General features: G+C 29.4%; 17 protein-coding genes. 10 read left to right on the forward strand and 7 right to left on the reverse strand.

Annotated features, from left to right (window positions below; translation table 11 throughout):
* Positions 1-113 precede the first annotated feature (113 nt).
* Entirely contained in the window at positions 114-1,565 is a 1,452-nt protein-coding gene (gene pyk, locus ACZ5SO_RS07940) for a pyruvate kinase (RefSeq protein WP_464623911.1), read from the reverse strand.
* A 334-nt stretch (positions 1,566-1,899) separates the two neighbouring features.
* Between pyk and ACZ5SO_RS07945 the strand changes: the two genes are divergently transcribed.
* From ACZ5SO_RS07945 to ACZ5SO_RS07955, 3 genes are all read left to right on the forward strand, one after another.
* Entirely contained in the window at positions 1,900-2,145 is a 246-nt protein-coding gene (locus ACZ5SO_RS07945; RefSeq protein WP_464623912.1) for a hypothetical protein, read from the forward strand.
* 319 nt (positions 2,146-2,464) lie between these two features.
* Positions 2,465-5,341 (forward strand): hypothetical protein, encoded by a 2,877-nt coding sequence (locus ACZ5SO_RS07950; protein WP_464623913.1) that lies wholly within the window; start codon positions 2,465-2,467, stop codon positions 5,339-5,341.
* A 38-nt stretch (positions 5,342-5,379) separates the two neighbouring features.
* Positions 5,380-5,739, forward strand: coding sequence for a hypothetical protein (locus ACZ5SO_RS07955; protein ID WP_464623914.1), 360 nt, complete (start codon positions 5,380-5,382; stop codon positions 5,737-5,739).
* A gap of 113 nt (positions 5,740-5,852) precedes the next feature.
* Here the strand turns inward: ACZ5SO_RS07955 and ACZ5SO_RS07960 are convergent, their stop codons facing one another.
* The 5 genes from ACZ5SO_RS07960 to ACZ5SO_RS07980 all read right to left on the reverse strand — a co-directional run bounded on the left by ACZ5SO_RS07960 (position 5,853) and on the right by ACZ5SO_RS07980 (position 13,669).
* Complete coding sequence (locus tag ACZ5SO_RS07960) at positions 5,853-7,751, reverse strand: AMP-dependent synthetase/ligase (protein ID WP_464623915.1); 1,899 nt, start codon at positions 7,749-7,751, stop codon at positions 5,853-5,855.
* Between the two features lie 402 nt (positions 7,752-8,153).
* Complete coding sequence (locus ACZ5SO_RS07965; protein WP_464623916.1) at positions 8,154-8,996, reverse strand: nitroreductase family protein; 843 nt, start codon at positions 8,994-8,996, stop codon at positions 8,154-8,156.
* 590 nt (positions 8,997-9,586) lie between these two features.
* The gene (locus ACZ5SO_RS07970; RefSeq protein ID WP_464623917.1) at positions 9,587-11,470 is read right to left on the reverse strand and encodes an ABC transporter ATP-binding protein; all 1,884 of its coding nucleotides are present in this window, start codon (positions 11,468-11,470) and stop codon (positions 9,587-9,589) included.
* 2 nt (positions 11,471-11,472) lie between these two features.
* The gene (locus ACZ5SO_RS07975; RefSeq protein WP_464623918.1) at positions 11,473-13,215 is read right to left on the reverse strand and encodes an ABC transporter ATP-binding protein; all 1,743 of its coding nucleotides are present in this window, start codon (positions 13,213-13,215) and stop codon (positions 11,473-11,475) included.
* On the reverse strand, positions 13,208-13,669 hold the full coding sequence (locus tag ACZ5SO_RS07980) for a MarR family winged helix-turn-helix transcriptional regulator (RefSeq protein ID WP_464623919.1): 462 nt from the start codon (positions 13,667-13,669) through the stop codon (positions 13,208-13,210). The genes ACZ5SO_RS07975 and ACZ5SO_RS07980 overlap by 8 nt, the downstream gene beginning before the upstream one ends.
* A 592-nt stretch (positions 13,670-14,261) precedes the next feature.
* On the opposite strand from ACZ5SO_RS07980, the gene ACZ5SO_RS07985 reads away from it, so the two are divergent.
* From ACZ5SO_RS07985 to ACZ5SO_RS08010, 6 genes are read left to right on the forward strand one after another with little or no spacing between them, the layout of a single operon-like run.
* Complete coding sequence (locus ACZ5SO_RS07985; RefSeq protein WP_464623920.1) at positions 14,262-15,431, forward strand: ABC transporter substrate-binding protein; 1,170 nt, start codon at positions 14,262-14,264, stop codon at positions 15,429-15,431.
* A 44-nt stretch (positions 15,432-15,475) separates the two neighbouring features.
* Positions 15,476-17,254, forward strand: a complete 1,779-nt coding sequence (locus ACZ5SO_RS07990) for an ABC transporter permease (RefSeq protein WP_464623921.1) — start codon at positions 15,476-15,478, stop codon at positions 17,252-17,254.
* Between the two features lie 14 nt (positions 17,255-17,268).
* Positions 17,269-18,390, forward strand: coding sequence for an ABC transporter ATP-binding protein (locus ACZ5SO_RS07995; protein WP_464623922.1), 1,122 nt, complete (start codon positions 17,269-17,271; stop codon positions 18,388-18,390).
* A gap of 3 nt (positions 18,391-18,393) precedes the next feature.
* Positions 18,394-19,269: a MurR/RpiR family transcriptional regulator gene (locus tag ACZ5SO_RS08000; protein ID WP_464623923.1), complete on the forward strand. Its 876-nt coding sequence runs from the start codon at positions 18,394-18,396 to the stop codon at positions 19,267-19,269.
* A gap of 20 nt (positions 19,270-19,289) precedes the next feature.
* Complete coding sequence (locus ACZ5SO_RS08005) at positions 19,290-20,150, forward strand: sugar phosphate isomerase/epimerase family protein (RefSeq protein ID WP_464623924.1); 861 nt, start codon at positions 19,290-19,292, stop codon at positions 20,148-20,150.
* Positions 20,151-20,195: 45 nt separating this feature from the next.
* Complete coding sequence (locus ACZ5SO_RS08010; protein ID WP_464623925.1) at positions 20,196-20,975, forward strand: inositol monophosphatase family protein; 780 nt, start codon at positions 20,196-20,198, stop codon at positions 20,973-20,975.
* Positions 20,976-21,359: 384 nt separating this feature from the next.
* On the opposite strand, the gene ACZ5SO_RS08015 is transcribed toward ACZ5SO_RS08010, so the two are convergent.
* A complete protein-coding gene (locus ACZ5SO_RS08015; protein WP_464623926.1) occupies positions 21,360-22,457 on the reverse strand; it encodes a GntR family transcriptional regulator in 1,098 nt (365 codons plus the stop codon).
* Positions 22,458-22,641: 184 nt separating this feature from the next.
* On the opposite strand from ACZ5SO_RS08015, the gene ACZ5SO_RS08020 reads away from it, so the two are divergent.
* A complete protein-coding gene (locus ACZ5SO_RS08020; RefSeq protein ID WP_464623927.1) occupies positions 22,642-23,619 on the forward strand; it encodes an ABC transporter substrate-binding protein in 978 nt (325 codons plus the stop codon).
* Positions 23,620-23,630: the final 11 nt, after the last annotated feature.

A 23,630-nucleotide genomic window follows, 5' to 3' on the forward strand; every position in this document is an offset into this window, starting at 1 on the left:
TGATATAAATTAACTCCAATTTTTTAAATTTTACCCACACTTACTGATGAAGCCTCTTAAATTTTATGTAATTCATAAAAAAGCCCTCACAATTGAGGGCCATTTTATAATATTTATATTTCTACAACTTTTATCATATTAGTCCTACCTGGAGAGCCAACAGGAACTCCAGCAGTAATAACAATTTTATCACCTTGCTTTATATAACCGATAGTTTTTAAATATTTAGGAGCAATTTCAAATAACTCATCAAGCGAACTCAATTTAGGTATCAAAATTGGAGTTACTCCCCAAGATAAAGCAAGTCTTTGAGCTGTTTGCTTAATTGGAGTATAAGCTATAATGGGGACAGCCGGTCTAAATTTTGATATAAGTCTAGCGGAACCTCCTGAATGAGTAAAACAAGCGATATATGCAGCTTTAATAGCCATAGCTAATTCACGAGTTGCAACACCAACTGCTTCAGTAGTGCTTTTCTTCCTATTAATTTCAATATCCTCTTGATTTAACCGTTGGTCTAATACAAGCCTACGGTATGTCAGACTTGCTTCAGTATATGTTATAATTCTCTTCATTATCTCCACTGCACGAAGTGGATAATCACCAGCAGCAGTTTCTCCAGAAAGCATTACAGCACTTGTCCCATCTAAAATTGCATTTGCTACATCTCCAGCTTCGGCGCGTGTAGGCCTTGGATTTTTAATCATCGATTCAAGCATTTGTGTAGCAGTAATAACAGGAAGTCCTGCAAGATTACATTCTCTAATAAGTGTTTTTTGTATTACAGGAACCTCTTCAGCAGAAGTTTCAACACCTAGATCACCACGAGCAATCATTATTACGCTAGATTCAGCAATAATATTTGCTATATCAGTAACAGCTTCTGGTTTTTCAATCTTAGAAATAATTGGTATTTCTCTGCCATATTTTTTATACATAAATTTCTTTAATGCAACAACATCATCAGAACTTCTTACAAAAGATAAAGCTACAAAATCAAGATTATTACGGAAGGCAAAATCAAGGTCCACTTCATCTTTTTTAGTATAAGAAGAGAGATGTTTCAAAGGGACACCTGGAAGATTAACTCCTTTCCTAGGTTTTACAGTACCTCCGTCAACAACCTCTGTTGTAATAACTTTTTCTTTAACATCTAATACCTTAAGAGCTATAAGACCATCATCTATGAGAATTCTATTTCCTATTACAACTTCTTCATGTAGAAAGGGATAATCGATACTTATTAAATCTCTATTCCCAATACAGGGTTCAGTAGTAATTTTTAAAGTTTCTCCATCCTTAACTTGAAAAGATTCAACTTCAAGCTGTCCTACTCGAATTTTAGGTCCCTGCAAATCTTGAAATATTGCAACAGGAGTATCAAGTTCAACTGATACTTGGCGTGTCCAATCCACAGTTCTTTGATGTTCTTCATGATCACCATGACTAAAATTTAGTCTAATTACTCTAGCCCCAGACTTGATAATATCACGAATCATTTCATAACTTCGTGAAGCTGGTCCTATGGTCGCTACGATTTTTGCATTGGTTGTGTTATCTTCCATACTAAACCTCTCATATTTATGTTACGCTAAATAAATTGATAAAACAAGTAATTTTAAAAAAAACTGCAAGTAATCTAGCTATAATAATATAAAATTATTCTTTAAATTCTGAAGAAAAATTTAAACCTTTTGATTTTAAATTATATAAAACTTAATTTGTGATCACAAAATATAGTAAACCTTTAATTTATTAATTTTAAACAACAATATTTAACAAAAATTATTGCCCAGTACTCTATAAAATGAACAGAAATAAAATAAATAATTAGTTATCTATTTTTATATGCTATAATATTAGATAGTTGTTGTTGTTGTTTTATAAAGAGAGGGACGTATGAAAATTAACAATATTTTTAAATACGCCTACAGCTTTACTATCATAGTAATTTTATTTGCTAGTTGTCCTGCACCAGGTGAAGATGCTAGTGAAATTCCAGGTCCATTAAATATGGATTTGCGAAGCAAAGATACTGATGAACTCATTCTAAATGGCTCTACAGTTAACGAAAGTGTTATTCTTTATTATTCAGCACCAGATAATTTAAATCCTGAGGAAGGGACATTTTTACTATTCTATTGATAATTCAATTCCTTTTTCTGTTTTAAATTCATCTTCTTCAGTTGAAATATATACAGAAGGATCACATCATATTGAAATATATTTTACAAATAATTTTGGAGAGGAAGGTAATAGTCGCACCACCTGTGATTTTACAATTAACACACAAATAATAAAACCTATTTTCAAATTATCAGATGATTCATCTAATAATATTGATACAATAACAAATAGTACTAAAATTTATATTGAACCAACTTTTCCAGTAAGCGAAGATGAGATTTTTACTTTCCAATATCGTTTAAATGAAAATGAACAATGGAATACAACTTACACTAAAGTGCAACTATATGAAACTTCTGAAGATGAAGACTTCACATTGAATATAGATATTAGGTATGAGGAATATAGCACTTATGGTGATGCTGCTATAACTTCAAAGTCTATTCATATTGATAGAAAAAAACCTACTCCTTTAACTTTTAATTACCCTAGCCCTCAAGACTTTAGAAAAGCTAAAACAATTTGGTCAAATAACAATACAGACGTTGTAAAAATTGATGTTTCATATAAAGTTGGAAATAATGAAAATTATACATATCTTGAGACTATTGAAAATGAAAATTCAATTGTTGGAGATAGTGGTGAAAATGAAATAGGAGCAATAGAAGACATAGTATTTAAATACACTTTAACAGATGCAATTGGGAATATAAGCTATTGTTCAACAAATTCCATTACACCTGATAATACAACTGATGATTCCACAATTTTATATGTTAGTGAAGATGGGACTGGATATGGGGCCTCTTGGAATACAGCATATGGAAATTTACAAGATGCTATTGATGATGCTGCATCAAATGGTATAAAAAATCTATATGTCAAAGAAGGTAGATATTTTCCTACATCATATCCTAATGGATTAGAAGCATTAGATGGTAATGGCTATCATTTTGCATTAAGAAACAATTTAACTATAACAGGAGGGTTTGCTGGTAGTGAGAATGCTAACGAAGATCCTACTGGAGGAGAAACTATTCTAGACGGTAATGAACAATCTTTACATGTTATATATTTACCTCAATCATCTGAAATAAATTCATCCGCAATTTTAAAAAATGTTAGTATCACCGGAGGCTTGGCTTATGGCTCAGGTTCATCTTATGGAGGGGGAATCTATTTACAAAAAGTAGCCCCAACTCTAACTAACATAAAATTTTATAATAATAAAGCATCTTTTGGAGCAGCCATCTATATTGAAGATTGTACTCCTATATTAGAAGGACTTACATTTTATAATAATACATCGTCTTATGGTGGGGTTGTTTATATGAATGCTTGGGGAAGTTCATACCCTCAAAAATTTTCAAAAATAAAATTTTATAATAATAATGCTTATTCTATTTATGGTACTTCGACCAAAACAATTAGAGTTGATTTGGAAAACTGTGCTTTCTTTAAAAATAAAATGGAACCATTTTATGTAAGTGATGAAAGTATTATAAACATGTATAATACAACTATAGCTTTTAATGAGCCATCATATCTAAAAGGTGAATTTTCAACTTCCTCACAAATATATAATACAATCATCTGGAAAAATGGTACAAATAATAATTCAAGTGCTACATATTATCCATATGATTCAGAATTTAACGCGAAATGTACTATAATTCAGGATGAGATTTATACTGATGATGGATATATCTTTATACCAGCTGATACAAAAATATTTAAATACTCAAATAACGATCAAGTAAATGAAAATTTCTTGGAATTATATGAAAATGTTACAAACCCTGCTTTAGATATGGGGATGGACATAGATAGATTAACAAGTGATATAAATGATAATGCAAGAGCAGTTAACCTATCTCTAAAAAATATAAATAACTTACGCCTCAACGATGTAAAACTTATAAATGAATATTGTGGAACAAGTAGTTATGATCTTGGAGCATATGAATTACAAAAACCAGAGAATATGCCGCAGTGTCTTTTTGTAGATAATAAAGCAGATTATATTAGTGTTAAACTTTTTGGCTCTACAAGTGAAAATCCAACAATTGATTTACAAAATGCCCTTTATTTAGCCTCAATTTATGATATTGAGGAAATTCATATTGCTAAAGGATTTTATACTCCTAAAGAAAAACCAGGCTTTGATAGTGATAATAGTTGGAACACAGATAGATTTTTTCATTTTATGCTTTTAAATAATGTAGATTTAATCGGTGGTTATGATTCTTCTTTTTCAAATGAATATGATGAAACTATTTTATCTGGAAATATTGGAGATTTAGAGAGTAAAGTCGATAACTGTTATCATGTATTTTATAATCCTGGTGGAGATAATGAAATTCATCAAAGTTCTTGGATTCAACATTGTGTAATTAGTGACGGCTACGCCGATGGAAATAACACAGAATGTAATGGAGGGGGAATATATAACATAGATTCATACCCCACAATAGTCGAATGTAAATTCAAAGATAATTATGCTTCATGGAAAGGTGGAGCTATGTATTTTTCTAGCGAATCCATGAATCAAAAGATACAAGATATTTGGCAAACAATATTTATAGATAATATAACAAGTAATGGAGAAGGAAGTGCTATATATGTAAAAGGAAATATAGAATTAAATTTAAACCAAACATTATTCTTTAAAAATATTGCAAATTCCGATTATTCTGCTACAGTACACTTAGAGCCTGAAGCAAAATTAAAATGCTATCAATCAACATTTGTTAATAATTCTACAAATGGATATATTACAGCACCTGCTATACACTCTCAAGTAGATGATTCAAATATCTTTGAATTCTATAATTGCTTTATTTTTCAAAAGGTTGATGATTATTTAAATGAAGATAATATTAGAGAAAGCATATATATAAAAACAGCAATGCCATCCAATATAAATAAAGAAGGTATTTACTACGTAGATCCAACTTATCCTCAAAATTTCGCAAAAGATTTTAGCAATTTGATATGTGAAAATGATTTATATTTTAAATATCACTCATATGATAGCAATAAATTATATCATAATGGAGATACTACTTATTTATTAAAAGATGAAGTCGATTTGGATAAAGATGGGATAACAAATGAAGATATTCCTTATGATATTTTATACAATCCACGATTAACAGATGATATGTTATCAATTGGTGCAATACAATCGGAGCCCTCTTATTTCAATTATTAACTTGATAATTTAAAAATCTACAAAAAAGCGAGAAACAAATGGATTTATACAAATTAAAATTAGATAACTTTAACCATATTTTAGTGGTTAACTTTCCAGAAAAATATTATTTAAATATTGATAGTGTAAAAAAAGATGATTCTATTGATGTAATTTTATATTACATAGAGACTTTTTCTAATTTGCAACAATTTGTAAACTTATGCAATTCTGTTAATTTAAGTAAAGAAAATAGAGTTATTTATGTATATGAAAAAGGAAGAAAGGATAAAGTTAATAGAGACTCTCTTTATGAACCTTTTAAGACCAAAGAATATAAAAACTTTAAAATGAAAGCACCAATGCTATGCTCTCTATCTGATAAATTAAGTGCCTTTGTTCAACAAAAAATAATTTAGATAATAAATAAAACACTATTTAAAGGTATAATCATTTTAAATAAAAAAAGACAAATAAACACTTGAATTTGATCTATACCATTTTCAAGTGTTTTATTATTTATATTAGATTTTTAATGTGCATAAAGCATATCAATTTCTTTTTTATAATACTCCATAATAATATTACGTTTTAATTCTAACTTAGCACTTAATTCTTTACCAACTTCAAAAGGTTTTTCAAGAATAACAAATCTATTGATTAATTCATATTTTTTAAAGCCTAATTTACAATTAACTTTTTCATCAATTTTTTCTTTGATATAATTGTGAATCAGGTCTTTATCATCATTATATTTTTCATTTAATTGCCCTACTAATTCTTTTATAGATTTCATATTTGGAACAATAAGAGCTGACAAATACTTTCTATCTTGACCAATTACAATGACATTTTCAATAAAATCTAGCTCACTTAATTTACCTTCAATTGGAACAGGTTCTAAGTTTTCACCACCTGCTAATACAATAGTATCTTTAGCCCTTCCAACAATAGCAATATCATTATTAATAGTTTTTGTTACTAAGTCCCCTGTATTTAAATAACCATCTTCATCAATTGCTTTCCTTGTTGCTTCTTCATTATTAAAGTAGCCTTTCATAACTTGAGGACCTTTAACTTTTAAAACACCTTTTTGACCAATTTCTACTTCTCTATTATCTTCATCAACTATTTTTATACTATATCCATCAACTAAAGTCATATTACCTACAATAGGTTTTACAAGATTTCTAACTGTAATAATTGGAGCTGTTTCAGTCATCCCATATCCGTTCAATAAAGTAATACCAATAGAATTAAAGAAATTATCAACACCTTTAGGCATGGACCCACCAGCACTAATACCAGCTATTAGACTATTTCCGAAAAGGCTTTTAATTTTATCAAACATCATTTTTTTACCAAGTACATAAAGAGGATAATGGATTGCCATTTTGAAAAGTCCATCAATTAACTCAAATCCTCTAAAATGATTTTTTTTATATCTTGGTAGTAAATTATGAACTTCATTGTAACCCTTTCTCAAATTGAGAGCATTTGTAATTAAAACTAGACTTAAAGCTTTTTTAAAACTAGTTGATTTTTTTATCTTTCTCTCAATAGTTTTATTTACAGACTGCCAGATTCGTGGAACAGAAGAAAACCAATGTGGATTAACCTTTTTAAAGTCACTTAACATTATTTTGCTAATTGGTTTGCTATAATACATAGCTTGAGAGAAATAAATAGAAACATAAGCTACACTTCTTTCAAACGAATGCCAAATAGGAAGAACAGTCATCCATCTTTGACCTGGTAAAAATTGATTATTTACAAATTTCTGTAAATGAGTGACTTCATGAATATAATTATTATTAGTTAGCATAACCCCTTTACATGCACCAGTAGTTCCACTAGTAAATATTATTGTAACTAAATCATCTGGTTTACCATTTGTAAGATCATCTATAAGTTTATCTTTTAAACTGATATCTTTTTCAATTAATTTCTGACCTTTTTCTAACAAATCATATAATCGTACAACTTCAAATTGACTATCCTCTTTTACTTGGACATCTTCCATTAAAATTAAAGTCTCTAAAAAAGGTAAATCTTTTTTTAATGTATTAAATCTTTTAATAGTTTGAGTATTCTCTATAAAACAAGTAGTTACTTTAGTGTCATTTAAGATTTGAATTAATTCTAAATCAGTTGCATCCAAACCTCTTGGTACATCAGCACAATTTAAATATTGAAGAGCCAAATCACTATATATCCACTCTTTCCTGTTATCACTAATAATTGCTACTAAATCTTGTTTCTTATAATTAAATGTTACAAATAAGGCTAGTGCTAAATTAATAACTTTATCTTCTACTTCTCTATAAGTTTCATCAATAAATACACCTTTATTATTCTTTGAACTAAGCATTGTTAATTCTGGATTATCTAAAGTGCTTTTATGAAACATTTGCGCTACTGTCTTTACCATTTGTAACTCCTATAATGGAAAGGTACTCAATATAAAACACATAGACAACCAACCAAATTTGAAAAAATTTGAAATCTTATCAAAATAAATTAATAATACCAGTTTATTATACTTAAATTCAGGTTTTTTACATTTTTTATGGAATGTGTATTTTGAATGAATTTTTTCTATACTAAGTTTATTATACAAATGTATAAAAAATAATGCATTTTTTATATTAAATTAATATTTCCCAATTTCATTGTATAGTATTCTAAGATTGAATAATTAGCAATAAAAATATTCTCTTAATCTACAATTCATTCGAATTTTCATCATAAAAAAAACCAAAACAATTTAAAAAGCAACTGTTTATTTTAAAAGTTGGTATTATTTTATTTATGTTTAAATATTATCTAAACCTTATGAAATTATCCATGAAAACCTATATTCTATATTCTTAGGTATTTGAACATTTTTTGGCTCCGTAAAATCAATTTTTGGTGACATACCTTGTTCTTTCATAGCAAGATCAAAATGAGCCGCTGCAATTCCCATATCTATTTTTTGGATATCGTAAGAAAAAGCATCACTATAACCAGGTTTTTTATATTCATAAAAATGGAAAGAATTATTTAAATATAGAACTCTCCAAGGTTGTTTGTTCGAAGCGGAAGGAGCTAAACGAACCATCTCCAAAGCAAATGAAAAATCTAAAACTTCTTGCTTGTTTAATGATGTATTAAAATCATTTTTATAAAACAATTTATCCCAACTTTTTCTCTTATCTGCTGTTACAAGTTTTCTCATCGCAAAATCTTTTAAGCGTTTTTTATCTGAAGCATATCCATATGGAAGTAAAATAGGTAAAACTTCATTCTCATCAAGATTTAAAGATGATAAAAAACCCTTTCTATCAAATGTAAGACCTAAATAACAAGATCCAATATCTAGATTAGCTAAATAAAGTACTAATACTTCTAACTCATACCCTAAAGCTTCTAAACTATTGGGCTCTAAATTTATTGTTGCAGCTATATATTGTCTAGAACCTTGAATAATACCATATGATCCACGTAATTTATCCCCACTCATAAACTCTTTACCAAAATAATGATAATTAACCTTCTTTCCAAAGGGGTTATCTAAAGTATGAGAAAATTCTTTAATAGATTTAGCCAAATCAATTGGTATTGGTTTATTGTTATAATTTCTAACACTATATCTCTTATTAACAGCATTTTCTAATGAAAAATTAATATTCACTTATATTTCTCCTAATAATAACTGGTCTATAATACCAGTATAATTTCTATTGTTTATTACCACCTCTATGATATGTATTTATAGGTGATATACTTATGGGCAGAGTACCTCATTTATATTAAACTTTTAAGTTTTTATAGGAGTCTGTCCTCGATCCTAATTTTCCCTATCGAGTAATTAAATCTTTTGTTGCATTCATGTGGATAATTGGAAAATGGAACCTATTTTTCACCTTGGAGGTTTGTATGAGTATCGTTGGTATCGATATTTCAAGTACTTCGGATACATTTATCATGGGATCCACTCCTATAAAAGGTCAATAATTTTTTTAAGCTAAACTTAACCCAATTTTATTTTTTTCTTTGTTAGCAGCTATATAACTTCTTCTTGTCGCTTATGAAAATCACTTCTTAAATTTATTATCTAAAATAAAATCTAATTAAAGAATATTTTATATCATCAAAACTCTAAGCAACTTTATATATTTATTAAACAACATCTCAAATTGCTTTTTTATTTAAAAACACAACTTTAAATAATTTAGATAAAATTATCTTACCTAAATTTATATAACATAAGATGTTTTAATTTTAACTAAGTTCAAAAACCCCAGTATATAACTTATAGTAAGTACCATTTTGCTCAATTAATTGTTCATGATTTCCTTGTTCTATGATTTCACCTTTATCTATTACCATAATTTTATCGGCATTTTTAATTGTTGATAATCTATGAGCAATTACAAAAACTGTTCTACCTTTCATCAAGGAATCCATTCCCTCTTGAACTATAGCCTCAGTTCGCGTATCAATACTAGAGGTAGCCTCATCTAAAATCATTACAGGTGGGTCAGCAACAGCTGCTCTTGCAATCGAAATTAATTGGCGTTGTCCTTGTGACAAGTCACTTCCATCTCCTGATAAAATCGTATCATATCCATGTTTTAACATATTTATAAAATGGTCTGCATTAGCAAGTTTAGCTGCAGCAATACATTCTTCATCAGTTGCATCCAAACGACCATAACGTATATTATCCATTACTGTTCCAGTAAAAAGATTAACATCTTGTAAAACTATTGCTAAAGAGCGACGTAAATCACTTTTTCTAATTTTATCTATGTTTATACCATCATATTTAATTTTTCCAGAATCAATATCATAAAAGCGATTAATCAAATTTGTAATTGTTGTCTTACCTGCTCCAGTTGCACCAACTAGTGCTATTTTTTCTCCAGGGTTAGCATGTAATGATATATTTTTTAAAATAGGTTCCCCTTTTATATATGAGAAATAAACATTATTAAAAATAACATCCCCTTTTAATTCATGGTATGTTATAGAACCATCTTTATGAGGATATTTCCATGCCCATATCTCAGTCCTTTTTTCAGTTTCTACAATCTTACCATCTTTTTTATTGGCATTTACTAAGCTAACATATCCTTCATCTTCTTCTACTTTTTCATCCATCAATCTAAACACACGTTCTGCTCCAGCAATTGCCATTATTACAGAATTTAACTGTTGAGATACTTGACCAATAGGACGTACAAAGCTCCTAGATAACTGTAAAAATGAAGCAATCATACCTAAAGTGATAACATTTACACCAACAATACTTAAATTTGGAGTCCCTAAAATCGCCATAGCTCCTCCAATTATTGCTAATAATACATAAAGTATATAACCAAAGTTACCCATTATTGGCATTAAAATATTTGCATAGGAATTTGCTAATGTTGAATTATTACATAGTTCGTCATTTTTTTTATCAAATGCTTGTTTAGCTTCATTTTCATAATTAAATACTTTTACAACTTTTAACCCTGTAATTAACTCTTCAATATATCCATTTACATCAGCAAGTGATTGCTGTTGTCTTACAAAATATTTTCCACTTTTATTTACTACTTGCCCAATAACTTTCAAAATAAGGAAAAGTGTAATCACAACAAAAACCGTTAAACCAATGCTTAGATACAACATAGCAAAAAATATTGCAATTATGGTAATTATAGATGAAATCAATTGAGGTAAGCTCTGGGATATCATCTGTCGTAATGTGTCTATATCGTTAGTATAATTGCTCATTATATCACCATGACTATTTGAATCAAAATAATTGATAGGCAAACATTGCATTTTTGAAAATAATTCATCACGAATTTTTTTTAATACACCTTGAGCAATACTGACCATTAAACGATTATATATAAGTGTTGAGAGAACTCCTATAAGGTATATACAACCCATAACTAAAAGGATAGAAAATAATGGAGAAAAATTTGGAACACTTTCTAATAGCAAAGGTGAAATATAATCATCTATCAAACTTTGAATAAATAATGAAGCTAGGGCACTAGCCACAGCTGATAAAATTATACTTATAAAAACGATTATAAGTTTAAATTTATATTTTTTAATATATGAAAATAGACGCACAATTGTATCTTTATTTACTTGTTTTCTCATTATTATTTTACTCCTTTTAATTGAGTTTTGAAAATTTCTTGATATAAATGATTATTTTTTAATAAATATTCATGATTTCCGATTCCTACTATCTTTCCATTATCCATAACAATAATTTTATCTGCATCTTTTACTGAACCTACACGTTGTGCAATTATTATTTTTGTAATATTTGGAATTTCCTCAATAAAAGCTTTTTGAATAAGAGCATTTGTCTTTGTATCTACAGCACTTGTTGAATCGTCTAAAATTAATATCTTCGGATTTTTCAACAATGCTCTTGCAATACATAAACGTTGTTTTTGTCCTCCTGATAAATTTGTTCCACCCCTCTCTACATATGTATCATAACCATCCTTTAATTCCATGATAAATGAATGAGCTTGGGCCAATTTACAAGCTTTAACTAATTCTTCATCACTTGCATTTTTATTTCCCCATCGTAAATTTTCTTTTATAGTTCCTGAAAACAAAATATTTTTTTGTAGTACAACAGCCACTTGATCTCTTAATGCTTTCAAATCATACTGTCTAACATCTTTTTGACCAACAAATATTTTACCACTTGTCACTTCATATAATCGTGGAATGAGTTGAATAAGCGAAGTTTTTGAAGAACCAGTTCCACCTAAAATACCAACAGTTTCACCAGACTCAATTGTTAAGTTAATGTCTTCTAAACATAAAACATCCGATTCTTTAGAATATTTAAAGTTAACATTCTCAAAACATATTGATCCATCTTTAACTTCTTTAATTGGTTGATCAATATTTTTTAAAGTGCTCTCTTCTTGTAATAATTCTGAAATTCTTTCAGCTGATGCTCTAGAAATTGTAATCATCACAAGTACAAAAGAGAGCATCATCAAACTCATTAAAATTTGCATAGTATATGAAATCAGACTTAAGAGCTGTCCTGTACTCAATCCAATATTTGGATTATTTCCACTTACTATAATAGCTCTAGCTCCAAACCAAGATAATAAAATCATAGAAAAATACATTATAAATTGTACAAGAGGCATATTAAAAGCAATAATTTTTTCAGCCTTAGTAAAATCCTTGTATATTTCAGAAGAAATACTTTTAAATTTACCTATCTCATGATTTTCACGATTATATGATTTAACAACTCTAATTCCTAACAAGTTCTCTTGAACTACACTATTCAACTTATCATATTTTTTAAAAACTCGTCGAAAAATAGGATAGGCTTTATTCATTATGAGATAAAGTCCTACAGAAAGTATTGGTATAGAGGCTAAAAATACTAGGGAAAGCTTTTTATCAATACTAAAAGCTGCAACTAATGAAAAAATTATCATTGCAGGACTTCTTGTTGCCATTCTAATTATCATTTGATATGAATTTTGCACGTTTGTTACATCAGTTGTTAACCTTGTAATTATACTTGATGTTGAAAATTTGTTTATATTTGAAAAAGAAAATGTTTGAACATTATAAAACATATCTTTTCTTAAATTTCTAGCAAAACCGGCTGAAGCTCTTGCTGCACTTTTTCCAGCTAAAACTCCGAATAATAAAGAAATAAAAGAGGCTATTAACAAAACAATACCTAGTTGAATAACTACAGACATGTTACCTAAATCAATACCATAATCAATTATTTTTGCCATAATATATGGAATTAACACTTCCATCAAAACCTCAAAAGTAACAAAAATTGGCGTTTTGATTGTATCTTTTTTATATTCCCTAATGCTTTTTGATAAATATTTAATCACAATTAATACCCTTTATATTAGCTAAATCTATATTTTCGTTAACTCGATTTATATAACAATAAAACATATCTAACTCTTGATTGCTAAAACCTCTAGTCATAACTGCATCAAATTTATCTAACTCATTTCGTATAGAATCACTTAAATTTAATGCTTTTTTTGTTAACACTATTTTCTTAAGTCTCGAGTCGTATGAAACTGATTTTCTTTGTATTAAATCTTTTTTTTCCATAAGACTAAGTACTTTTGACATGGTTGATCTAGTAACATCAAAATGTTCTTGTATATCTTTTTGAAAAATGTCTATATCACTATTATCAGCAAGAAATAAAATAATATTACAATTTGTTCCTGTCATTTTATTTATGTTTTGAAAGAATTCTGAATTTTGAATTTTTCTTTTTATCTTGTGATGCAAAGATCCAATCTCAAATACAAATCGTTCTTTTTTCATAAAATACTCCTAATATCATAATAAGAGCAAAAATTAACCCTCATATTGTTTGATGTCAAACAATACATTAATTATTTTAGATTTACAAGTAACACTTAATCCTTTATCAATTAAAAAATACAATAAAGTTTAATAACAATACTTAATTTATGATTAGTAAAGTCTAACCCATACATCTTTTAAAATATTTTAAATACATCATAAGCTAAGTTAAAATATCCATTGTTCTTTAGTAGTTTAATTATCCTATTAGCTATAAATACTAACTGATTAGTACATTTGAAGCTAAAAAAGATAACTCTCAACCAATTAAACATATGAAATATAATTTTGCTTATTAAAAAAATAAATAATTTAATCGATAAAATGTCGTTAAAATGAAATTATTTGTAGTTTTACATAATTTATAAAGAAATGAAATAATATAAAAACAAATAATAGTTAATATTAATTATATTACTCATATTTTATAGGATTTATCACTTTTATTATAGCAAAAATGGTACATTTGTTACAAAAAATTTGACATATGAAACAAACTGTGCATATAATAAATTCATATAAATATAAATAACAAAATGGAGGTATTTATATGAAAAAGGGAATTATTTTAATGGGGATGCTTTGTTTAAGCACATTCTTATGGGCTTCTGGCACACAAGAAGAAACTATATCTGTAGAGGAGGCACAGATAGTTTCTACAAATGAAAATTGGGATAAAATTTACGAAGATGCTAAAAAGGAAGGAAAAGTCGTAATTTATTCACTATCTTCGAGAATCTATGATGCACTTGAAGCATTTAATGAAAAATACCCAGGTATTGAAGTTGAAGCCATCGATATGGCAGACGTTGAACAGATAGATAAAATCACTCGTGAACAAAATGCAGGTGTATATAATGCTGATGTTTTAATGCTCGCAAACGGTTCATCACTCTTAAATGAGTTAATGCCAAAAGGATATGTTCAAAACTACGTCCCTTCAATTTTAGAAGATGGAGTAAAAACTGATAAAGTTATATCATCAGATTTTCAACGTCCACTATTAGTACATTCTTTAGAATCAAAAGTAATTTTTTATAACACTGAAGTTTATCCAAATGGTTCTCCAATAGATAATTTATGGGATTTAACTAAAGAAGAATGGTATGGCAAAGTTCAAATGAAGGATCCAATGTTGACAGAAGAAAATTTAAATTTTTTACAAACAGTTGTTCAACATTCAAATGAAATGGAAGCTGCTTATGAAAAAGAATTTGGAGAGAAACTCCAACTTAGTGATGGTGTAACTAATGCCGGTGAAGAATTTATTAAACGACTTATTGAAAATGGTATAGTACTTACTTCCTCAGATGGAGACGCTGCCATGTCAGTTGGAACTGCAGGTCAAAGTGATCCACCATTAACTCTTAGCGTAGCGTCGTCTAAAATTCGCTACAATGATTCCAAAGAAGCAAAATTAGCCATAGCTTGGAATGTTGAACCAAAAGTAGGTATAACCAAGGCCAACCACTTAGTTATGGCTGCAAATGCACCTCACCCAAACGCTGCTAAAATTCTTATCCGTTATCTATTAGGCGATTCAAATGGTGAAGGTGGTATGAGTCCATTTAACGTTCCTGGGGGATGGTCTTCAAGAAGTGATGTTACTCCTAAAGGAGATAAGCATTTAGATGATTTAAAAGATTATACTTGGTTTATTGATTATGATTATGTATATGATTATGGATTAGAAGTTCGCGATTTTTGGATGACTTTCTAAAATATTTGCCTACAGAAATCGACAAAACAAATGGTTGGTAACTTATGAAAAATTTAATATATAAATTAAAGAAACTAGGGCGCAGTCCAGAAAAATTATGGGGAATTATATTTCTTATTTTACTATTTTTTTTGGTTGTAATACCGCTCTTGTTTATAGTAGTAAATTCCTTCCTATTCGACGCTTCCGGATCACGTTTGGTCCGGGGCGCTGAAGAAGGAACTTTCACACTTTTCTATTGGACTCGGGTTCTTTTTAGCAAATTAACAAATTCATTATTCTTTAAACCCGGCATAAATAGTCTAGCAATTGCTCTCGGCATGACTTTAATATCATTAGTATTAGGATCTCTTCTTGCTTATGTTGTAGTTAGAACGGATATTCATCATAAAAGATTTTTATCAGTAGTCTTAGTAATACCGTATATAGCACCATCTTGGACAATTGCACTAGCTTGGAAAATGCTTTTTAAATGTGAACGTTTTGGAGGGGCTCAAGGAATGCTAAATTATTTCTTTGGTATTAATGCTCCAGAATGGCTTGCATACGGCTATATTCCTATAGTTATTTCACTTGGAGTACATTATATTCCATATACTTTCATTTTAATGCGTGGGGTGTTGGCAAATATTGATTCAAGACTCGAAGAAAGTGCAGAAATAATGGGCGCAAGTAAATTTGAAATCTTACGAAAAATAACTTTTCCGATTTCTTTACCTGCTTTAGGTTCAGCATTTATTTTAACCTTTAGCAAAGGTTTAGGAGAGTTTACAACGCAATCCATACTTGGTTTACCTGTAAGATATTATACTCTTTCAACACGTATTTATTCTTCAATGCATAATCAACTTTATGGAGAAGGTTATGTAATGTCACTTATGCTTATTTTAATAACTGTTATCTTAGTAATTACAAACCAACAATTAATTGGATCTCGTAAACGCTTTGTTACAGTAGAAGGAAAAGGCAGTTCTCGAAAACCACAAAGTCTTGGAAAATGGCATAAACTTGTTACATTCCTCGTTATGTTGTTTGTTGTACTTTTTGTATTTTTGCCATTATTTCTACTAGGTTGGCAATCATTAATGTTACAAAATGGACGATATGGGATTGATAATCTTACTCTACATTATTGGATAGGTAAGAGCATTCCTTCAATTGCAGAAGGTCAACCTGGTATATTCAGAAATCCATATATTCTTTCATCAATAAAAAATTCTGTATCACTTGCAATAATAACCGCATTAGTTAGTGGAGTTATTGGGATTTTAATAGGTTACACCGTTGTAAGAAATCGTAAATATAGATTCTCAAGATGGCTACAAAGTGTTTCTTTTGTACCATATATGATACCTGGAATTGCTTTTGGTGGTATTTTCCTTACAATGTTTGCACGCTCTTGGGGACCTATGCCCGCACTATATGGAACGTTTGCTCTATTAGTTTTAACTTGTACTGTAAAATATTTACCATTTTCAACTAGTTCTGGTATTTCGGCAATGCACCAAATCGATCCTTCCCTAGAAGAAGTTGGTGTTATTCACAATATTGGATGGGCTAAAAGATTTACTCGTATAGTAATGCCTCTTTCAAAATCAGGAATTCTGTCAGCAATGTTATTAACTTTCATAACAACTATGCGAGCACTAGATATTGTGATTTTATTAGTCACACCTAAAAACCCTTTAATGACATCTATTATATATAGATATCAATCTCAGGAATTTGTACAACATGCATATGCACTAATGTTGTTAATAATCTTTATTGTTGTAAGTGGACACATGTTACTAGATCGCATTGGCGGTAAGATTGAACTTTAAATTGGAGTAAAATTATGAGTACAATAACTTTTAAAAATATTATTAAACGATTCGGCGATGTAGTAGCCGTTAATAATTTGAATTTGGTAATTAACGACCATGAATTCATTACACTTTTAGGACCTTCAGGCTGTGGAAAAACTACAACCCTAAGATGTTTTGCTGGACTTGAGGAACCAGCGGAAGGAGAAATATACATAGATGATCGATGTATATTTTCTAGTAAAAAATATATTAACGTACCTTCAGGACAGCGTGGCCTTGGATTAGTTTTTCAAAATTATGCTCTTTGGCCACATATGAAAGTAGGTGGTAATATTTTATTTGGATTAAACAAACAAGGTTTATCAGAATCTGAAAAAAAAGAAAGAATTAACGAAATTCTTAAAATAGTCGGATTAGAAGGTTACGAAGATCGATATCCCCATGAACTTAGTGGGGGACAACAGCAAAGAGTTGCTGTAGCTCGTATGGTAGTAACTGAGCCAAGCATATTCCTATTTGATGAACCCCTTTCTAACTTAGATGCAAAATTAAGAATGAAATTGCGTTCAGAGTTAAAAAGACTTCATATAGACTTAAAAGCAACAACAATTTATGTAACTCATGATCAGATCGAAGCTATGGCATTATCTGATAAAATTGTTGTAATGAATGGTGGAATAATACAACAAATTGGAACTCCAAATGAAGTATATCACTTCCCTGCAAATTTATTTGTTGCTGATTTCATGGGTAATCCACAATCTAATTTTCTTCGTGGAACTGTAAAAGTAAATAAAAATAAATTAATATTTACAGATAAGTGTGGCGCTAAAATACCCATTGAAATGGAAGATACTGAAAATTTATTAAAAGATAATCAAGAGGTAGTATTAAATATTAGACCTGAAGATTTTAAATTAGCTGCAAGCGATAAGAATAGCATAAATTATAAAATTTATACTATTCAACCAACTGGTTCTGAAGTACTAATCCATCTTGTTTCTACACAAAATGGACCTGAATTACTAGTAAAATTACCTGAGGAACAATGTGTGGATATGAAAATAGAAGATGTTTTTGCAATTTTGCCTAAACGTGGAAATATTTATGACGAAAAAACAGAAAATTTAATCTGTTCATTTGGGTTTTAGCATATGAATGATATACCAATAATTCAACAAATTTCAAATCTTTATGACTCTTTTTCAAAACAACAAAAAAAGGTTGCCGATTATGTTATGAATAACATAGAGAAAATAATTTATTTCCCTATGTCAAAATTTTCTGATGAAATTGGAGTGAGTAAAGCGACATTAGTTCGCTTTGCTCAGTACATAGGCTACGATGGATTTAATGATTTTAGAGAAGCACTCTTTACTTATTATCGTGATTATTTGTCCCCTGAAACAAGAATGAGGCACTCCATAGCAATCATGGAAAATGTTGAATTTTCTTATGAATCTATCATATCTCATGAAGTAGAATTCCTTAAAGCATCTATCAATAGTGTAAATAAAGCAGCATTTAATGCTGCTATAGATCACATTTGTTCAGCTAAAACATTATACATTATTGGAATAGGAGCAAATGAACACATGGCGCATTATCTGAATTTTAGACTTCGTAGACTTAGGATTCCTTGCAAATATGTTTGTGAAGGAGGTAGTTCTATGTGCGAACATTTCCTCACTTTGAGTGAAAAAGATGCAGCTATTATTTATAATTTTTCAAGGTTGTCAACTGACAATTTAAGAGCAATGAAAATACTTAAAGACCATAAAGCAACCTCAATTTTAATTACAGATATGCACAATCCCACTAGTAGTGAAAATGTTGATTACGTCTTATATGCGGAAAGAGGTCAAAAAGGGACATTCCCCTCTCCTGTAGTACCTATGGCAATTTCCTTTGCCCTAATATTAGGTGTAAACGATAGATTAAAAAAGGAATCGATTGAATCATTAAAGAAACTTGAAGAATTGAGAGCAACATATATATATAACAAACCTACTAAAAATAGTGATAAGTAAATAAGCTAAAGGAGTCAACTATGAAAAAAATTTCACTATCTCTCCCCTATAGTTATCTATCGGGCAATGTAAAAAATGTAAGGGATGAAATCCTTACTAAAAATTTCGGTCCTGCAAAATCTTTTTTGCCTTTAGAGAAAAAAGTTTTAAGCGGTATAGAAATATCAAATTTCAACGACGAAGCACCTCCTCAACAAGTTATTGAAGCATGTAGGACAATTTTAAAAAATGATCTTATTGTAATTTTACATTGTCATTTACCAAAAATAATTAAAGAGGGAGATATTGAAAATGATTATCCATGGTTTCCTACAGTATTAAAGGATATTAAACAAAATAAGCAGACTCATTTGATGCTGAATTTACACGCACTATCATCAACAGATTCTTCCGTATCTATTGAGAGTTTAATTGATAACACTGCAAAAAATTTAAGATTGCTTACTCAAAAACTAAAGTTAATTAATTTCCCAATTAAAGTAGCACTTGAAATAAATAGGGAAAAAGGAATTCAAGATCCTGGGACTAAATATAAGAATATAGTTGAAATCTGTAACCGCGTTAATAGTCCTATATTAGGAATTGGATGGGATATTGGCCATACTTATTCAAATGTTTTAAATGGCCACCTAAATTTAGAATATCCACAAGAGTTTTTAACAAAAGTTATTCATACACATATACACGATGTTAGCCAAAATAATGAAACACACTGGCCACTTAATACAGGACAGATTCCACTCAATTATTATGTAAAAGCATTACAGTCTATAAATTATAATGGATTTTACACCCTAGAAATTTACCCTGAGAGATTTAGAGAAGTTATAAACCCAAGAGAAAGCATTTTAAAAAGTATTTCTGTAATACAAAATACTTAAATTGATTAAATAAGTAAGCAAATAAAAAAAGAAAGAAGGCATAAAATGGACGATTTAAAATATTTAGAAGAATTACTTAATTTTGTTTCTAAATATATTGTAAAACAATATGTTAATAGAAAAAACTTACATGTTTCTACAAAAAAGCATGCAAATGATTTATTAACCGAAGTAGATGTAAATGTACAAAAGTTAATAGTAGAAAAAATTAAGAAACAATTTCCAAATGATTTAATTATTGGAGAAGAATCTGGACTAGATTCAATAAGTTATACAAAAAAGGAAAGATGTTGGATTATTGATCCAATAGATGGAACTCAAAACTTTGTAAGAGGACTTTTCCCTGAATTTGGTGTTAGCATTGGGCTTACAATTAATGGAATTCCTGAAGTTGGTGGTATTATTTTCCCAGTCTCTGATGATATTTTTTTAGCTGAAAGAAATAAAGGTGCTTTTCAAAATGGGAAAAAAATTAGGGTGTCAGAGACCTCAAGTTTAACGAATTCGAGAATAGATTTTGATTTAGGCCCTTTAAATGAAAGACAAAAAATTAGTGAGAAAATACAATATCTACTACTAAATGCAGGACAAGTTAGATCTTATGGGTGTGCTGTCATGGGATTTTGCCAAGTAGCAAATGGAGAGCAAGACGCTTACATTGCATGTACGCTAAATCCATGGGATGCTGCTGCTGGAATGCTATTAGTTCAAGAAGCAGGAGGCAAAATTTCTTCTTTCAAACAGGAAATTGACTCTCCATTTAAATCTAAAGATATAAGAATTATTTCAAATAGTAATATACACAATTTGTGCAAAGAGAAATAAAATTTATTATGATAACCAACTTAAAAAAGTAAACGCTGATTAATAAATTAAAACTATTATACCTTTATTTATTCGATACCAGTAATACTTGCATCTAGGCCGATAGTGTATATTAATAAGTTAATTAATTTTATCTAAGACAAAGCACTAGTTTTTTTTAATAAAATACTACTCTCTTCTTACTTTGGAAAAAGATTATTATTAATTTACATACACTATCAAAGGCTAGATGTTTTTCTTATTTTCACAAGAGATAAGAAAATACATTTTAAGTCTAAGTAATAATAGAATACAGATAGAACTACATTTAAACCATAAATTGATATTATCTTTTTATAAATTGAATGATATCTAATTTAGAATATAGATAAATAACAATTTACATTAAAAAAGACTTTTTGATTCAATGACAATTTGCTTATTTACAGTAGAACGATCTTCAATAATCTGAAGAAGCAACCGTGCCGCTTCCTTTCCGATCTCATAATCCGGTTGGATTATTTGCAAAAGATTCTTTGGTTTTTGCTCTTGAAGAGAAAAAAGATCATGTAATCCAATTGTTATGTTATCCTCCCAATTAGGATCTATCTCTTCCATAGCAAGTTTAAATCCTCTTAACAGTCTATTATTTAAAACAACAACAGCCGTAAAAGATTGACTTAATCTTTTTAAGGTTTGATATATTTTACCTATTTCTTCCTTATCCGGTTGTTTGAACAGCTTATTATCATTGAATTGCGTCAGGAATGAAGGATGAATCGGTATTCCAGCTTCTTTTAAAGCATCTAAATATCCTTTTTCTCTATCATCCATACTTGAACAATCTAACCCCTTCATAAGAAGAATATTTCTATGCCCTCTATTAATCAATTCTCTAGTAATTAAACGAGCACTTTCATAGTGATTAGATGATACTGAATTTGCAGCATATCCAGGGATAGTTCTATCAATTAACACAAATGGAATATTTTGCATTTCTAAAATTTTTACTATTTCAATATTTTGTGAAAAATCAGTGCTTTCATCAATAACTGGAGAAAAAATAACACCATCAATCTTATTTTTTGAAAGTGAATTTATATAGTCTCTTACTTTATAAAAATCCCGATCTCCATTGCATATAACTGTATGAATTTTCTTATGCCACAAAAAATCCTCAATTCCTCTCAATAAAGTTGAACCAAATCTATCAGAAACATCATCAATGGCAACTCCAACAAGATTAATGGGATCTACAGTATTTCTACTATTTACAAAAGTTCCTTTCCTATTCTTATAACGGATTAGTAAATTTTCATCGATCAAACATTCTATTGCTTTATTAATAGTAATCCTACTTACTTCAAATTCAATCGCTAAATCTCTTTCAGATGGAATTCTTTGACCTTCCAACCACTCACCGTGCTGGATATTATTACGAATTTTTTCGATTATCTTCATATATTTAAATGTTTGCATAGTATCTCTCTTATATTTGGACATATCCATTATTTTAAATGGTATTAATAAACATGTCAATAAAATAACCGGTAAAACAGTCTCCTTAAATGTATATAGTTTAGAAAGTTATTGCATATAATAAAAAACAATTGACATATAATAAAAATGAGTTATAGTATAAATGGTTACTACCAAAATGAATTTGGACATAACCAAAGGAGAGTTTATGAAACGTTTAATATCTATTATGTTTTTAACTGGATGTTCTTTATCATTACTATTTGCTGCAGGAGCAAAAGAACAAGAAATTACTTCAGGACCTAAGGGGGTCGTTACAATATACACACCACATGGTCCAGAAATTACCGATCCAATTCTTGATGCCTTCAATGAAAAATATCCGGATGTAAGGATTGAACAAATCAAAGCCGGTACAGGTGAACTATTTTCTAGACTTGAAGCAGAACAAAGCAACCCATCAGCGGATGTCATGTGGGGTGGAGATACTACAAGTTTTGAATCATATGAATCATTATTTGCATCTTACGAATCCCCTGCAGATGAATTTATGCAGAACACTGACCCTGCACATAAATGGCACCCTTTCGCAATCCTATGCCAGCCTATCCTAGTAAATACAAATCTTCTAAGTGAAGATGAGTATCCTACCACAGTAAAGGACCTAGTTAATCTTAAATGGAAAGGTAAGGCTATAGCACTTGCAGATCCTAATAAATCAGGTACAGGTTACACGATAGTTTCTGGGTTAGTAAATGCATATGGATGGGATTTTATTGAACAAATGTTAGAAAACAGTGTTGTAATACCAGGCTCTGATGCTATGTTTAAAGCTGTTCGTGATGGAGAATTACCTGCTGGATTCATAAATGAAGATTTAGGTGCTACATGGGAAGCAGAGGGACTTCCTGTTAAGATGATTTATGCAGAAGATGCTGTTACAGTACAAATGGATGCAATTGCTCTAGTAAAGAATGGTCCTAACCCTGAATTAGGCAAATTACTTATTGATTTTGTTTCTTCTCCAGAAGCACATAAAATTGCTGTAGATACCATTTCTAGAAGATCAGCTAGAATAGATGTAGACCCACCTGAGGTTTTACCTAAACTAGGCAAACTAAATCTTTTCACAGCAAACGAGCCAAGACAAATTGTAAATGCTAAATTTGATGCTCTACTTAAATAATAATATTTAAA

The sequence above is a fragment of the Pleomorphochaeta naphthae genome, assembly GCF_055396005.1.